Below are 14,917 nucleotides of genomic sequence, written 5' to 3'. Positions count from 1 at the left end.
CGCGGTTCCCCACGCCCCTGGGGTCGGCCGAGCGTCAGGCGGTCGACGGCAGTAGCGGTCCGAGCAGGGCGGCGAGGCGGGTCGTGCGTGGCTTCGCCGGGATTTCGGCGACTGCCCGGGGCAGGGCCTGCTCCACGCCGTGCACCACGGACAGATGGCGGTCGGCGCGACCGAACGCCGTGTAGACCCACGGGCGGCTCAGCGACTGCGCGGCATCGCCCGGCAGCACCACGACCACCGCGGGCCACCGGGCACCCGCCGCCTGGTGCGCGGTCAGCGCCCAGCCGTGCCGTACGGACTGCTCCACCCGCTCCTTCGGGACGACGACGGCCTCGCCCGCGCAGGACAGGTGCAGTCCCTCGGCGTCGGCCTTCACCACCTGGCCCGGCACCGTACGGCCCGGCGCCGGCGAGTAGGCGACGCGGTCACCGGGGTCGAAGCCGCCGAAGCGGCCGGGGCCCGGGTTGAGGCGTTCCTTGAGCGCGGCGTTGAGGGCGCGCGTGCCGGCCGCGCCGCCGTGGCCCGGGGTGATCACCTGGGTCTCCTCGGCCGGGATGCCGATGGCCCGCGGCACCGAGTCCGCGACGAGCTGCACGGTGCGGTGCACGGCCTCGCCCGCGTCGCGCACCGGCACGATCACGACCTCCTTGCCGGGCGCCTCGACCTGGTTCAGCTCGCCGACGCCGATACCGGACACCAGCTCGCCCAGCGGGCCAGGATCCGGAAGCCGCGAGGCGATCTGCGGACAGGCCCGCGCCGCCAGCAGATCGGCGAACACCCGCCCGGGCCCAGCCGACCACAGCACCGCGGGGTCACCGGCCAGCACCAACCGGGCCCCGTCCGGCAGCGACTCGGTGAGCAGGGCCGCCGTCTCCACGTCCAGCTGCGGTGCGTCGAGCAGGACGAGCAGATCGAGGTCGAAGGCACCGTCCGTGTCCCGGCCGGGTCCTTCGGCACCGGCGAGCAGACCGGCCACGGTGGCGACGCCGGGCCCGTCCAGCAGCGTCGAGAAGCGGTCCCGGCCGACCGGGCTGTGCGTGGCCGCCCAGGCCCGCAGCCCCAGCGCGTGCGCCGCGTGCAGCAGCGCCGCCGGCTCGGTCAGGGCCGCCTGACCGCCGGTGTGCAGGACCAGCCCGTGGGAGGCGGCGGCGCGGATCAGGTCAGCCGCGGAACCGGCGGAGGTCGCCGCCCGCTCCCACTCCTCGGCCGAACCGTCCTGCTTCGGCGCCGAGTTGATCAGTCGGGCGAGTCCGTCGGCGAGGCTCTCCTCCGCGAGGGCGTACCGCTCCAGGCCGACGAGGACACGGACCGGCCGCTCCTCGTCCTCCCCCGCCTCGTCGTCCCGCCGGGGCGCCGGGGCGCCGGGCTCGTCCAGGGCGTCCTGGAAGGCCAGGGCCTCGCCCTCGGCCAGGGTGTTCTGCACGGCCGCCTCGGCGTCGGGCACCCCCCGCTGGGTCAGCGCGGCGGTGAGCGTCGGCATCTCCAGGGCCGTGTGCCCGGCCACGGCCGCCTGCTCCAGGAGCCAGACGGTGACCGCCCGGCCGCGCCGCTCGTCGTCCGGACCGCACTCGGCGCCGAGCAGCGCACGGGCGAACCCGTCGGCCTGCTCGGTGCGCACCCCGGCGACCCGCAGCAACTGCCAGGGGTCGGCGCGCAGTTGATCGGCCGCGCCGTCGCCGAGGGCCGCGGCGACCTGCGGGGCGAGCGACTCCGGGGCGCCGCCGTCGGCCAGGACGCGGCGCACGGACTCGACGGTCTCCGGCGCGGGACCCGCGGGCGCCTCGGACGCCACGGGTCGGGGCTGACGTACCGGCTCCGGGGCGGGGCGGCGCGGTGGCTCCGGCTCGCTGAACACGGCGGCGACAGGTTTGGCGCCGCTCTCCACGGCCCGGACGGCGGCGAGCAGGTCGGCGGCCTTCCCGCTGAGCTTGGTCCCGCTCTCGACGGGCCCCTGCCTCTCGGCCTTGCGCCGCTCGATCCGCTCCCGCTCGACCCGCTGAGCGGCAAGCTCGGCCTCCGCCTCGGACAACCGCGCCGCGGTGTCGCCGTCGCCGTCTGCGGCCGTGGCCTGCGCACCGGCGTCCTCGGCGACGGCGTCCTCGGCCCCGGTCTCCTCCGGCGCGGCCCCCGGTGTCCCCGGCTCGGTGTTCTCCGTGGTCTCGGGCGGCTCCGTGCTCACAGCGTGCTCCAGTCGTGATCGGGATAGCGGTGCACGGGCGCCGACACGTCGTCGAGCGCCCGGCAGATCTCGTCAGGAAGACTAAGGGCCTCCACTGACAATGCCGCCGTGAGCTGCTGCGCGTTGCGCGGGCCGATGACGGGCGCGGTCACTCCGGGCCGGTCGCGCACCCAGGCGAGGGCGACCTGGAGCGGGGTGACGGCCAGCCCGTCGGCCGCCGTCTGCACGGCGTCCACGATGCGGCTCGCCGTGTCGTCGAGGTACGGCGCGACGAACGGCGCCAGATGCTCCGAGGCGCCGCGCGAGTCCGGGGGAGTGGCATTGCGGTACTTCGCCGTCAGCACGCCCCGGCCGAGGGGCGACGACGGCAGCAGGCCGATACCCAGGTCCAGCGCCGCCGGCAGCACCTCGCGCTCCACGCCGCGCTGGAGCAAGGAGTACTCCAGCTGTGTGCTCGCCAGCCGGGTCCTGGTGCCGGGCGCCGCCAGCTGCCAGGTCGCCGCCTTCGCGAGTTGCCAGCCGCAGAAGTTGGAGACGCCGGCATAGCGGGCCCGGCCGCTGCTGACCGCCAGGTCGAGGGCCTGAAGGGTCTCCTCCATCGGGGTGGACGGGTCGTAGGCGTGGATGTGCCAGACGTCGACGTAGTCCGTGCCGAGCCGGGCCAGCGAGGCGTCCAGCGCGGAGAGCAGATGGCCGCGCGAGCCGTCGAACCTGCGGTCCGGGTCGGGCACGCTGCCCGCCTTCGTCGAGATCACCAGGTCCCGGCGCGGGACCAGGCCTTCTATGAGCCGGCCCAGCAGGTACTCGGCCTCCCCGTCGCCGTACACGTCGGCCGTGTCGACGAGGCTGCCGCCCGCCTCCCAGAACGTTTTCAACAGGTCCGCGGCATCATGCTCGTCGGTGTCCCTGCCCCAGGTGAGGGTGCCGAGCCCGATCCGGGACACGCGCAGGCCGGTACGGCCGAGATGCCTCTGCTCCATGAACGCCGAGATTACTGGCCAGAACCTGCCATGTGGGGGCCTGTGGATAACCAGTTTTCAGGACGGTCACCGGTGATCCGCACGGCCGTCGGGGCGACGCCCGCCACACCGGCCTCCCCGGGGGACGGCCCCCGCGCTATGGTCGGGCGCACAAGGGACGTTACTGATCGGTAAGGGGATCGGCCATGCAGCTCGGGATCAACCTCGGCTACTGGGGTGCCGGAATGGACGCGGACAACCTCGCCGTCGCGCGGGAGGCCGACCGGCTGGGGTACGCCGTGTGCTGGGCCGCGGAGGCGTACGGCTCGGACGCGGCCACCGTGCTGAGCTGGGTCGCCGCCCAGACCGAGCGCATCGACGTCGGCTCCGCCATCTTCCAGATCCCGGCCCGCCAGCCCGCGATGACCGCGATGACGGCCGCGACCCTGGACTCGCTCTCCGGCGGCCGCTTCCGCCTCGGCCTCGGCGTCTCCGGACCGCAGGTCTCCGAGGGCTGGTACGGCGTCAAGTTCGACAAGCCGCTGGCGCGCACGCGTGAGTACGTCGAGATCGTCCGCAAGGCCATGACCCGCGAGCGCCTGTCCTACGAGGGTCAGCACTGGACATTGCCGCTGCCCGGCGGCCCCGGCAAGCCGATCAAGCTCACCGTGCACCCGCAGCGCGAGCACATCCCGCTGTACATCGCCGCCATCGGCCCGAAGAACCTCGAGCAGACCGGTGAGATCGCCGACGGCGCCCTGCTGATCTTCCCGTCGGCCGAGCACCTCGAGGACACGACGATCAAGTACCTGCGCGCCGGGCGTGAGAAGGCGGGCCTGACCCTCGACGGGTTCGACGTCTGCCCGACCCTGCCGCTCGCCGTCGGCGACGACAAGGACGTGGCCACGCTCGCCGACACCTTCCGCCCCTACACCGCGCTGTACGTCGGCGGCATGGGCAGCCCCAAGCAGAACTTCTACAACCAGCTCGCCCAGCGCATGGGCTACGAGAAGGAAGCCGCCGAGATCCAGACCAAGTACCTCTCCGGCGACAAGCAGGGCGCCGCGGCCGCCGTACCGCAGGACCTGATCGACAAGACCGCGCTGCTGGGTTCCGTGGACCGCATCGCCGACCGGATGAAGGCCTACGCCGCGGCCGGGGTCACCACCCTGTCCCTCGCACCCGCCGGCTTCACCCTCGACGAGCGCCTCGCCTCGCTCCGCGCCGGCACCGAGGCCCTGGAGCGCGCCGGGCTCGCGTAGCACACGCCGGCCCGGGACGCCGTACAACCGGGGGAGTCTTCAGCGGCCGTGGTGGGGGCTCGGGGGTCTACCCCGCCACGGCCGTCACGGAGCACAACGCGCGCGTGCCCCAGCCGGTTACGCCCCCGTCGTGACCCCGGTGGTCATTCTTTTGGCGGAGTTGTCCGACACAGCTGTTGCAGCACCTCTCTCGGCGCATTTGACTCGTTCTTTGCGGAATCCTGCGGCGTCCTGCAGAGAGGTGCCCCACGATGCTTTCGGCCAAGAGTCTGTTCCAGGAGATCATCGACAACGACGAGTCCTTCCGCCTGTTCTGCTCCATCGCGGCCAGCGGCGAGTCCCAGGGCGGCTGGGAGAACGCGCGGATCGCCGCGCTGGTCCCGGAGAGCCAGCGCTCTCTCGCACCCAGGATCACCCGGCACGGGGCGGACGAGGACAAGCACGGGCGGATCTTCAACGCCCTGATGAAGAAGCGCGGCCTCGAGCCCGTCCCCGTGCCCCCCGAGACCGACTACACGATGCTGCTGGAGCGGCACGGCATCGGCCTCGCCCACGACAAGCTCAAGTCCGACCAGGCGCTCACCGTCCAGGACGTCGTCACCTACCTGTCGCACAGCAGGGTCACCGAGCAGCGCGCCTCCGAGCAGATGGACCTCCTGCGCAAGCACTTCGCCGACCACCCCGTCCTCGGCCGCGCGGTCAGGATGATCTCCGACGACGAGGACAACCACCTCGCCTACTGCCACGAGGAACTCCTGCGCTTCGCCGCCCAGGGGCACGGCCGGGCCATCCAGCGGACGCTGCGCGAGTGCGCGCTCGCCGAGATCCGGATCTACCGGGACGTCAGCCTCGCCGTCATGGCCCACATGGGCCGCATCCTCGGCTGGTCCCGGCCCAAGGCGGCCGTGCTCGCCGCGGGCATCCACGCCGTGTACGTCTGGGAGCGGCTCGGCGGATGGCGGCGCATGGTGTCCCTGACGATGCCCGAACGCCGTGACGCCCTCGGCGGACCGGCCACCTCCGCGCCCGAGTTCGCCTGACCTACAGCCAGCCCCGGCGTTTGAACAGCCGGTACAACAGCACCTCCAGGGCGACCATGGCCGCGATCAGCACCGGATACGAGCCCGGCCAGCGCAGCTCGGGCATGTGCTCGAAGTTCATGCCGTAGATCCCCGCGATCATCGTGGGGATCGCGGCCATGGCCGCCCACGCGGAGATCTTCCGAACGTCGTCGTTCTGCCGGACGCTCGTCTGCGCCAGATGCGCCGCGAGGATGTCCGAGACCAGCCGGTCCAGGCCCTCCACCGCCTCGTTCACGCGCGTGAGGTGGTCGCTGACGTCCCGGAAGAAGGGCTGCGCCTTGTCGTGCACGAAGGGCACGCGCGCGCCGATCATGCCGGTACCGGCGAGCCGGGACAGGGGCTGCGCGAGCGGGCCGGTGGCCCGGCGGAACTCCAGGATCTGCCGCTTGAAGGCGTAGATCCGGGACGCGGTGTGCCGTGAGCCGCCGCCGGTCGGCGAGAACACCTCCGCCTCCAGCTCCTCCAGGTCCGTGCCCAGTTCGCCCGCCACCTCGACGTAGTGGTCGACCACCGCGTCGGCGATCATGTACAGCACCGCCGTGGGACCGTGCCGGAGCATCTCCGGCTCGTGTTCGAGACGGCTGCGCACGGCACCCAGCGGCGCCTCCTCGCCGTGCCGGACGGTCACCACGAACGAGTCGCCGATGAAGACCATGACCTCGCCGGAGGAGACGATGTCGCTCTTCGCCTCGTAGCCGACCGGCTTGAGGACCATGAACAGCGAGTCGTCGTAGACCTCCAGCTTGGGCCGCTGGTGCGCGTTCAGCGCGTCCTCCACGGCCAGCGGGTGCAGCCCGAACTCGTCGGTGACCCTGTCGAACTCCCGCTCCGTGGGCTCGTACAGGCCGATCCAGACGAACGCGTCGCCCCGCAGACGGCACAGATCCAGGGCGTCGGAGAAGTCCGCGGGCCCCTCCGTCCGGCGCCCGTCCCGGTAGATGGCGCAGTCGACGATCACGGAGCGTATTCTCCCGCCATCCCCTCGCGGGCGCACCCGGTCGTATGCCTACGCTGGGCCGCATGCCGACGTTGATCCTGGTCCGCCACGGACGATCCACCGCCAACACCGAGGGGCTCCTCGCCGGGTGGACGCCCGGCGTCGCCCTCGACGAGCGCGGGGCCGCACAGGCCGCCGCACTGCCCGGACGGCTCGCCGCGCTGCCGATCTCCGAGATCGTCACCAGCCCGCTGCAGCGCTGCCAGGAGACGATCCGGCCACTGCTGGGGGCCCGGCCGGAACTCACCGCGCACACCGACGAGCGGATCGGGGAGTGCCACTACGGCGACTGGTCGGGCCGCAAGCTCGCCGAACTGGGGGACGAGCCGCTCATGGAGGTCGTCCAGGCCCACCCGTCGGCCGCCGCGTTCCCCGGCGGGGAGTCGATGCGCGCGATGCAGACCCGGGCCGCCGAGGCCGTACGGGAGTGGAACGCGCGCGTGGAGCGCGATCACGGCGCCGACGCCGTGTATCTGATGTGCTCGCACGGCGACATCATCAAGTCCCTCGTCGCGGACGCACTCGGACTTCATCTCGACCTTTTCCAGAGGATCTCCGTCGAACCGTGTTCCATCACCGCGATCCGTTACACACGCCTGAGGCCGTTCCTCGTACGCCTCGGCGACACCGGTGATTTCGCGTCCCTCGCCCCGCGCGAGGAGCCGCCGGCCGCAGACGCGACGGTCGGGGGCGGCGCGGGCGCACCGTGATCGTCCGGCGCAGTAGGGTGAAGCGGTCGAAGCAGCGCTGTACTCACGATTCCAATGGAGACAGGACGTGTCCCGTCAGGTGTTCCTCTACGACCCCCCGGACCGCTTCGTGGCCGGTACGGTCGGACTGCCCGGGCGCCGTACGTTCTTCCTCCAGGCCACCGCAGGCTCCCGGGTGACCAGCGTGGCCCTGGAGAAGACCCAGGTCGCCGCCCTCGCCGAGCGCATGGACGAACTGCTCGACGAGGTCGTACGGCGCAGCGGCGGCAGCGCCGCCGTGCCCGCCATGGCGCCGAGCGAGGTCGCCGACACCGCCCCGCTGGACTCCCCCGTGGAGGAGGAGTTCCGCGTCGGCACCATGGCGCTCGCCTGGGACGGCGAGGAGCAGCGCATGATCGTCGAGGCGCAGGCCCTCGTGGAGCTAGACGCCGACTCCGAGGAGGACCTCGCCGAGGCCGAGGAACGCCTCCTCCAGGACGAGGAGAACGGGCCCCCGATGCTGCGGGTCCGGCTCACCGGCGCGCAGGCGAGGGCCTTCGCCAAGCGCGCCCTGGACGTCGTCAACGCGGGGCGGCCGCCGTGTCCGCTGTGCAGCCTCCCGCTCGACCCGGAAGGACACGTATGTCCGCGCCAGAACGGATACCGCCGCGGAGCGTGACCTCGGTGGAGCTGCTCACCGAAGGTGAGCTGACCGTGCGCGGACGCATCCGCGAGGCGTCCAACGCGGCGCTGTTCTGCACGGTCGCGTACGAGGGGCAGGAGGCGTCCTGCGTGTACAAGCCGGTCGCCGGTGAGCGGCCGCTGTGGGACTTCCCCGACGGCACGCTCGCGCAGCGCGAGGTCGCCGCCTACGAGGTCTCCGAGGCGACCGGCTGGGGGCTCGTACCGCCCACCGTGCTGCGGGACGGGCCTTACGGCGAGGGCATGGTCCAGCTGTGGGTCGACGTGACGCCCGAGGCCGAGCTGCTCGCCCTGGTCGACGGCGAGGAGCCCGAGCCCGGCTGGAAGGCCATCGGCTTCGCCGAGGTCGGCGAGGGAAAGACCGCCCTGCTGGTGCACGCCGACGACGAGCGGCTGCGGCGCATGGCCGTCCTGGACGCCGTGATCAACAACGCCGACCGCAAGGGCGGGCACCTGCTGCCCACCGAGGGCGGCCGGCTCTACGGCATCGACCACGGCGTCACGTTCAACGTCGACAACAAGCTGCGGACCCTGCTGTGGGGCTGGGCGGGCGAGCCGCTGGCCGGGGAGGCCGTCGAGGTGCTCGGCGCCCTGCGCCAGGCCCTGAAGGAGGGCGGCGACCTGGCGGTGCGCCTGGCCGGGCTGATCACCGCGGCCGAGCTGGAGGCCACGCGCGCGCGCGTGGAGGCGCTGGTGACGTCCGGGAAGCACCCGGAGCCGAGCGGGGAGTGGCCGGCCATTCCGTGGCCGCCCGTCTAGGGGGTCCGCATGAAGTGCCGTATCGCGCAAGAAGGCCTTACCGGCCATCCAGCCTGGTCCGGTTCGTATCCGGAACATCCGTCCGGTTAGGCTCATGACATGTATGCCTGGCCCGCTTCTGAGGTCCCCGCCCTGCCCGGTCAGGGCCGCGACCTGAGGATCCACGACACCGCGACCGGCGGTCTGGTCACCCTCGACCCCGGTCCCGTCGCCCGTATCTACGTCTGCGGCATCACGCCGTACGACGCCACCCACCTGGGGCACGCGGCGACCTACAACGCGTTCGACCTCGTGCAGCGCGTGTGGCTCGACACCAAGCGGCAGGTCCACTACGTCCAGAACGTCACCGACGTCGACGATCCGCTCCTCGAGCGGGCCGAGCGGGACAACGTCGACTGGGTGGCCCTCGCCGAGAAGGAGACCGCCCTCTTCCGCGAGGACATGACCGCCCTGCGCATGCTGCCCCCGCGGAACTACATCGGCGCGGTCGAGGCGATACCCGGCATCGTGCCGCTCGTGGAGCGTCTGCGGGACGCCGGCGCCGCCTACGAACTCGACGGCGACATCTACTTCTCCGTCGAGTCCGACCCGAACTTCGGCAAGGTCTCGGGCCTCGACGCCGCCGCGATGCGGCTGCTGTCCGCCGAGCGCGGCGGCGACCCGGACCGTCCGGGCAAGAAGAACCCCCTCGACCCGATGCTGTGGATGGCCGCCCGTCCGGGCGAGCCCAGCTGGGACGGCGGTTCCCTCGGCCGCGGCCGGCCCGGCTGGCACATCGAGTGCGTCGCCATCGCCCTCGACCACCTCGGCATGGGCTTCGACGTCCAGGGCGGCGGCTCCGACCTCGCCTTCCCGCACCACGAGATGGGCGCCTCGCACGCCCAGGTGCTGACCGGCGAGTTCCCCATGGCCAAGGCCTATGTCCACGCCGGCATGGTCGCCCTGCACGGCGAGAAGATGTCCAAGTCCAAGGGCAACCTGGTCTTCGTGTCGCAGCTGCGCCGCGACGGCGTCGACCCGGCCGCCATCCGGCTCGCCCTCCTCGCCCACCACTACCGGGCCGACTGGGAGTGGACCGACCAGGTGCTCCAGGACGCCCTCGCCCGCCTCGACCGCTGGCGTGCCGCCGTGTCCCGGCCCGACGGCCCGCCCGCCGAGGCGCTCGTCGAGGAGATCCGCGAGGCCCTCGGACACGACCTGGACGCCCCGGCCGCGCTCGCCGCGGTCGACCGCTGGGCCGCCGCACAGCAGGAGAGCGGCGGTACGGACATCGGCGCCCCCGGTGTCGTGTCGCGGGCCGTGGACGCCCTGCTGGGTGTCGCCCTGTGAGGACCGGAGCATGAGAGAGGGGCGCTTCCCCACGGGGAGAAGCGCCCCTCTTGGTTCATCTGCCGGTCAGAGCTTGCGGATCTGGATGCTCCGCAGGATCTGCGGCGAGCCGCTGTCCCAGACGCCGATCACCTGGTGGCCGAACGCGAAGGCCTCCTGGACCTCGTCGTGGGTCTGCGGGTTCGGGTGGTTGAGGACCCGGAACACGTTGTTCGGGAAGCGCAGGAACAGCTGCTGCGGCTGCCCGGGCAGCGGCTGCACGATGTCGATGTAGCCGTTCGCCACACCGGCCTGGAGAGCCTGGGACTGCACCTGCTGGGTGACCTGCTGGATCGCGGCCTGGGTGACCTGCTGCACCAGCTGCATCACCTGCTGCTCGACCTGCTGTTGCTGCTGGTCGCCCTGGTGCTGGCCCAGCTGTTGCAGCAGCTGCTGGAAGGGCTGCTGCTGACCGAGCTGCTGGAGCTGCTCCAGCGAGCCGCCCATGCCGTACGGCTGCTGCTGGCCGGGGCCCTGGGGGCCGTAGCCCTGCTGCTGCCCGAACGGCTGCTGCTGGTACGGCGACGTGCCGGGGAACTGCTGGCCCTGCTGTTGTCCCATGTGACTCATCTGCGGGGTGGTGCTCATACGGGTGTCACCTTCCCTTGATGTGATGGGCTGCGTCAGCCGGTGATCACCAGGCCGACGATCTCGTCGTCCGAGAACCACACTCGGACTTCGGGCCGTCCCCCCGCGAAGGCGGTGTGGACCGCCTGGCGGATCTCCGGGGACGGGTGGTTGAGGTTGCGCCAGGCGCCGGCCACGAATAGCCGGAGCCTGGGCGGAAGTTCGCGAGGGTAGGGCAGGAGCTCGTCCCAGTAGCGCTCGGCGAGACCGGAGCCGACCGCCTGCGGCACCAGACGATTGACCGCCGCCTTGATGTCGGGCCGGTTCCCGATCCGCTGCGAGGCGGGCCGACCGGGCGCGTCCTGCTGCGGGGAACCCGTCGCCCGCAGCACCGCACGCGCTCGCTCCGGGGTCAACGGCGGCTGGCCCGCGGCCTTGAGCATGCCCTGCAGCGCGGCCAGCGCGCCGACCACGACCGGGGAGGCGGACGACGTCCCCGAGAACGTGTCGGTGTACCAGGTGATCTCCTCGGGCCCGCCCTGCAGGTCCCCGGGCCGGTCCCAGAAGCCGCCGGTCGTCGTCACCTCGTGCCCCCAGCCCTGCGCGTCCACGCGGGCGCCGTGGTTGGAGAACGCCAGCCGTGAGCGGTCCGGGCCGTGGTCGCGGCCGTGGGTGCCGGGCGGCGGGGCGCCCGCGCCGACCAGGACCGCGCCGGAGGTGGGGTTGGACGGGTTGAAGGGGTTGCGCCACGACTCGGGGAACCCGTCCGGGCGGCGCTCGTAGACCGCGTCGTCCAGCGACTCGGCGCCGTTGCCCGCGGCGGCCACCACCAGGACGCCCCTGGCGGTGGCGTAGCGGACGGCGGCGAGGTCGTCCGGCCACCATTCCAGCGCGATGTAGCCGCGCTGGTCGTCGCGCTCGGCGTACTCGAACCGGGGGCCCGGGCGGTGCAGTTCGATCAGCACGATGTCGCCGGGGCCCAGCCGCTCGGCCGCCGCGTGGATCGCGGGCGCCGTGCCGACGCCCTGGAAGGAGGCGGCGGCCGTCACCGTGTCGGGGACGATGCCGGTGATGCCGTACTCGCCCCGGTCGGCGCCGATCACCCCGATCACGGCGGTGCCGTGGTTGCGCCAGGCGAGGTCGGTCAGCGGGGTGCCGACGACGACACCGGCCAGCTTGGCGGCCAGGTCCTCGTGGCCCAGCTGCCAGGAGCCCTCCACGTCGATCACGGTGACGCCCTGACCGGTGCCGCCGGGCCGCTGCCAGGCCCAGTGCGCGTCGACGCCCTCCGGAGCGGGCCGAAGATAGCCCTGGCGCCCGCTGTAGTCGGGCGTGACCGGCGCGCCCTCCTTCAGCCGCCCGCTCTCCTCCCCGACCTGCCCGATCGAGGCCGGCACCGCGCCCGGCTTCACATACGCCGTGTCGATCCCCGGCAGCGCGGCGATACGGGCCCGCAGTTCCTCGGCCCGGCTCTCCCCGCCGCGCACCCGGTAGAACAGCGCCAGGTCCGGCACGTCCTCGGCGCCGGTCGGCGGGGCGGCGGCCTGCGACAGCCGTTCCTCGCTGCCGAACAGCGGCTCCAGCGCGAGTTGTTCGTCGCTGAGGAACATGTCGAGGGCCGACACGTCGGCGCCCGCGGCCGACCGGACACCCTCGGCCCGGGCCCGCAGCCGGGCCTCCGGGCGGGCGACGACGATCAGCTCCTGCTCGGCTCCTCGATACGTGAATCCCGCTCCGTCGGGCCCCGGCCCGGACGCTCCCGGGCCCTGCGCCGGCTCTGCCTGGTCGGTCATCGTCTGCCGCTCCCTTCGGTTCCAGCGGATACCAAGTGCGGGTGGTGCGGCGCGCCTTCGGTGGACAACCAAGCACGCACAGCCCGGTCCGTCCAGACCTATTTCGCCAACTCGGTTTGGAACAAGTTGAATTGGGCAACGTGTGCAATCCGGCGTGAAAGACATGTCATGGCTCAATCGGGCCAGATGTGTCCAGTCGCTGTCGAGAGGCTGTCTACGGCTGCGGAGGCGCCCGGCGTGTGGTGGGGTGGAGGAGTCAGTTGACCGTTGGACCAGCTGCCCGCCGGTCCTGTCCGCGGAAGGACGCACAGTGGCCCCCGAACACCGCTCCTTCGCACCTCACCCCACCCGCCGCAGACTCCTCACGGCGGGCGCCGCCACCGCCGGTGCCGTGCTCGTCGGATCCGCCGGCACTCCCGCCGCCGCGGCCGGAAAGACCCGGCCCGCCGTGATCCACCTCCCGAACGGCTTCCGCCCGGAGGGCATCGCCGTCGGCGGCGGACCGTACGCCTACCTCGGCTCGCTCGGCGACGGCTCGATCTACCGCGCCGACCTGCGCACCGGCGAGGGCGGCATCGTCTCGACCGGACCCGGCACGCCGTCGGTCGGCCTCAAACTCGATCACCGGGGACGCCTGTTCGTCGCCGGCCGCGGCCAGGGCGCCCGTGTCGTGGACACCCGCACCGGCGAGATCCTCGCCTCCTACGTCCTCACCACGGCGACCCCGACCTTCGCCAACGACGTGTTCCTGACCCCGCGCACGGCCTGGTTCACCGACTCCTACCAGCCCGCGCTGTACGCGCTGCCGCTCGGCCGGCACGGTGAACTGCCGGACCCGGACGACGTCGTGACGATCACCCTGAGCGGCGACTGGAGCCAGGTACCCGGCGAGGTAGTGAACGCCAACGGCATCACGAGCACCCCCGACGGCTCCGCCCTCCTCGTCGTGCAGTCCGGGGTCGGCGGCCTGCACCGCGTCGACCCGCGCACCGGCGTCACGAAGGTCGTCGACCTAGGCGACGCGGCCCCGCTCACCAACGGCGACGGCCTGCTGCTGACCGGACGCACGCTCTACGTCGTCCAGAACCGGCAGAACGCGATCGACGTGTTCCGGCTCGCCGCCGACGGCCGCAGCGGTGCCTTCCAGCGCCGTATCACCGACCCGCTCTTCGACGTGCCGACCACGGCGGCCGCGTACCGGGGCTGGCTCTACCTGCCCAACGCGCGCTTCACCACGACACCGACACCGGACACGACGTACGACGTGATCTCCGTGCCCGCGTGACGATCCCGCCCCGGTGACCGATCTCGCCCGGGTGACCGATCTCGCCACGGACGACGAAGGAGGGCGGTGCGCAGTCCGCGCACCGCCCTCCTTCGTCGTCATTCTCGATCGTTCAGTCGTCCGACGACTCGTCGTCGTCCGTGTTGCCCGGCTTCGGCGGCTTCGGCGGCTTGGTGCGGCCGCTCGGATTGTCCCTGAGGAACGGGCCGGGGGAGTCCCCGCCGTCCGCCGTGGCGTGCCCGCCGGGCGTCGGACCGCCGCCGTCCCGGCGTCGCAGATACCGCTCGAACTCGCGGGCGATGGCCTCACCCGACGCCTCCGGCAGCTCCGCGGTGTCCCGGGCCTCCTCCAACGACTGCACGTACTCCGCGACCTCGCTGTCCTCGGCGGCCAGCTGGTCCACGCCGACCTGCCAGGCGCGCGCGTCCTCGGGCAGCTCACCCAGCGGGATGCGTACGTCGATCAGGTCCTCGAGCCGGTTGATCAGGGCCAGCGTCGCCTTCGGGTTCGGCGGCTGCGAGACGTAGTGCGGTACGGCCGCCCACAGCGACACCGCCGGGACACCGGCGTGCGTGCACGCCTCCTGGAGGACGCCGACGATGCCCGTCGGGCCCTCGTACTTGGTCTCCTCCAGATCCATCCGGCGGGCCAGGTCCGCGTCGGACGTCGTCCCGCTGATCGGGACCGGACGCGTGTGCGGGGTGTCACCGAGCAGGGCGCCCAGGATGACCACCAGCTCCACGCCCAGCTCGTGCGCGAAGCCGAGGAGCTCGTTGCAGAACGAGCGCCAGCGCATGGACGGTTCGATACCTCGGACCAGTACGAGATCACGCGGCTTGTCGCCGCCGACTCGGACCACCGACAGCCTGGTCGTGGGCCAAGTGATCTTGCGGACGCCCGCGTCCATCCACACCGTGGGGCGGTTCACCTGGAAGTCGTAGTAGTCCTCGGCGTCCAGCGCCGCGAACACCTCGCCCTTCCACTCCCTGTCCAGATGCGCGACCGCGGTGGAGGCGGCGTCGCCGGCGTCGTTCCAGCCCTCGAACGCGGCCACCATGACCGGGTCGATCAGCTCGGGAACCCCCTCGAGCTCGATCACCCAGTGCCTCCTTCCGACGTGCCCTCGCCTGACCACACAACCTTACGGCGTGCGGCGGGGGCGCCCGCAGCCCCCTTGCACGGGGGAGTGAACGGATCACTGCCCCGTTCGCCACCGGGGAACACCCCGCAGTCATCCGAGCCCTTGTTCGCGCCCCGGCCCACCCCGGGGCCCAC

13 protein-coding genes are annotated in these 14,917 nt (G+C 72.5%); 7 read left to right on the top strand and 6 right to left on the bottom strand.

Features of this window, described 5'->3' with window-relative positions:
- Window positions 1-34: 34 nt before the first annotated feature.
- Both ACFZBP_RS31635 and ACFZBP_RS31630 read right to left on the bottom strand, forming a co-directional pair.
- Window positions 35-2,179: a helix-hairpin-helix domain-containing protein gene (locus ACFZBP_RS31635; RefSeq protein WP_391418000.1), complete on the bottom strand. Its 2,145-nt coding sequence runs from the start codon at window positions 2,177-2,179 to the stop codon at window positions 35-37.
- A complete protein-coding gene (locus ACFZBP_RS31630; protein WP_383450006.1) occupies window positions 2,176-3,159 on the bottom strand; it encodes an aldo/keto reductase in 984 nt (327 codons plus the stop codon). Before ACFZBP_RS31630 ends, ACFZBP_RS31635 begins: the two co-directional genes overlap by 4 nt.
- 185 nt (window positions 3,160-3,344) lie before the next feature.
- Between ACFZBP_RS31630 and ACFZBP_RS31625 the strand changes: the two genes are divergently transcribed.
- Window positions 3,345-4,400: an LLM class F420-dependent oxidoreductase gene (locus ACFZBP_RS31625; RefSeq protein ID WP_383450007.1), complete on the top strand. Its 1,056-nt coding sequence runs from the start codon at window positions 3,345-3,347 to the stop codon at window positions 4,398-4,400.
- Window positions 4,401-4,651: 251 nt separating this feature from the next.
- Complete coding sequence (locus tag ACFZBP_RS31620; RefSeq protein ID WP_391417997.1) at window positions 4,652-5,440, top strand: ferritin-like domain-containing protein; 789 nt, start codon at window positions 4,652-4,654, stop codon at window positions 5,438-5,440.
- Window position 5,441: 1 nt separating this feature from the next.
- On the opposite strand, the gene ACFZBP_RS31615 is transcribed toward ACFZBP_RS31620, so the two are convergent.
- Complete coding sequence (locus ACFZBP_RS31615; RefSeq protein ID WP_391417995.1) at window positions 5,442-6,440, bottom strand: CorA family divalent cation transporter; 999 nt, start codon at window positions 6,438-6,440, stop codon at window positions 5,442-5,444.
- A gap of 62 nt (window positions 6,441-6,502) precedes the next feature.
- On the opposite strand from ACFZBP_RS31615, the gene ACFZBP_RS31610 reads away from it, so the two are divergent.
- The 4 genes from ACFZBP_RS31610 (at window position 6,503) to mshC (ending at window position 9,958) form a co-directional block, all read left to right on the top strand.
- Window positions 6,503-7,189 carry an MSMEG_4193 family putative phosphomutase gene (locus ACFZBP_RS31610; RefSeq protein ID WP_391417993.1) on the top strand — a complete coding sequence of 229 codons (687 nt, stop codon included), beginning with the start codon at window positions 6,503-6,505 and terminating at the stop codon, window positions 7,187-7,189.
- Between the two features lie 67 nt (window positions 7,190-7,256).
- Window positions 7,257-7,847, top strand: coding sequence for a DUF3090 domain-containing protein (locus ACFZBP_RS31605; RefSeq protein WP_217214396.1), 591 nt, complete (start codon window positions 7,257-7,259; stop codon window positions 7,845-7,847).
- Window positions 7,811-8,629: an SCO1664 family protein gene (locus ACFZBP_RS31600; protein WP_391417991.1), complete on the top strand. Its 819-nt coding sequence runs from the start codon at window positions 7,811-7,813 to the stop codon at window positions 8,627-8,629. The genes ACFZBP_RS31605 and ACFZBP_RS31600 overlap by 37 nt, the downstream gene beginning before the upstream one ends.
- Window positions 8,630-8,728: 99 nt before the next feature.
- Complete coding sequence (gene mshC / locus ACFZBP_RS31595) at window positions 8,729-9,958, top strand: cysteine--1-D-myo-inosityl 2-amino-2-deoxy-alpha-D-glucopyranoside ligase (protein ID WP_383450012.1); 1,230 nt, start codon at window positions 8,729-8,731, stop codon at window positions 9,956-9,958.
- A gap of 66 nt (window positions 9,959-10,024) precedes the next feature.
- Here the strand turns inward: mshC and ACFZBP_RS31590 are convergent, their stop codons facing one another.
- Together ACFZBP_RS31590 and ACFZBP_RS31585 are read right to left on the bottom strand one after the other, a co-directional pair.
- A complete protein-coding gene (locus ACFZBP_RS31590) occupies window positions 10,025-10,585 on the bottom strand; it encodes a hypothetical protein (protein WP_383450013.1) in 561 nt (186 codons plus the stop codon).
- A gap of 35 nt (window positions 10,586-10,620) precedes the next feature.
- Complete coding sequence (locus ACFZBP_RS31585) at window positions 10,621-12,357, bottom strand: S8 family serine peptidase (protein ID WP_391417988.1); 1,737 nt, start codon at window positions 12,355-12,357, stop codon at window positions 10,621-10,623.
- Between the two features lie 310 nt (window positions 12,358-12,667).
- Between ACFZBP_RS31585 and ACFZBP_RS31580 the strand changes: the two genes are divergently transcribed.
- A complete protein-coding gene (locus tag ACFZBP_RS31580) occupies window positions 12,668-13,642 on the top strand; it encodes an SMP-30/gluconolactonase/LRE family protein (protein WP_391417986.1) in 975 nt (324 codons plus the stop codon).
- A 112-nt stretch (window positions 13,643-13,754) separates the two neighbouring features.
- Here ACFZBP_RS31580 and ACFZBP_RS31575 read toward each other — a convergent pair whose 3' ends face one another.
- Window positions 13,755-14,741, bottom strand: coding sequence for a PAC2 family protein (locus ACFZBP_RS31575; protein ID WP_383450016.1), 987 nt, complete (start codon window positions 14,739-14,741; stop codon window positions 13,755-13,757).
- Window positions 14,742-14,917 lie beyond the last annotated feature (176 nt).

The organism is Streptomyces sp. NPDC008086, assembly GCF_042957325.1.
In the GTDB taxonomy this organism is placed as follows: Bacteria; Actinomycetota; Actinomycetes; order Streptomycetales; family Streptomycetaceae; genus Streptomyces.
This window is presented reverse-complemented; position numbering and strand designations above follow the sequence as displayed.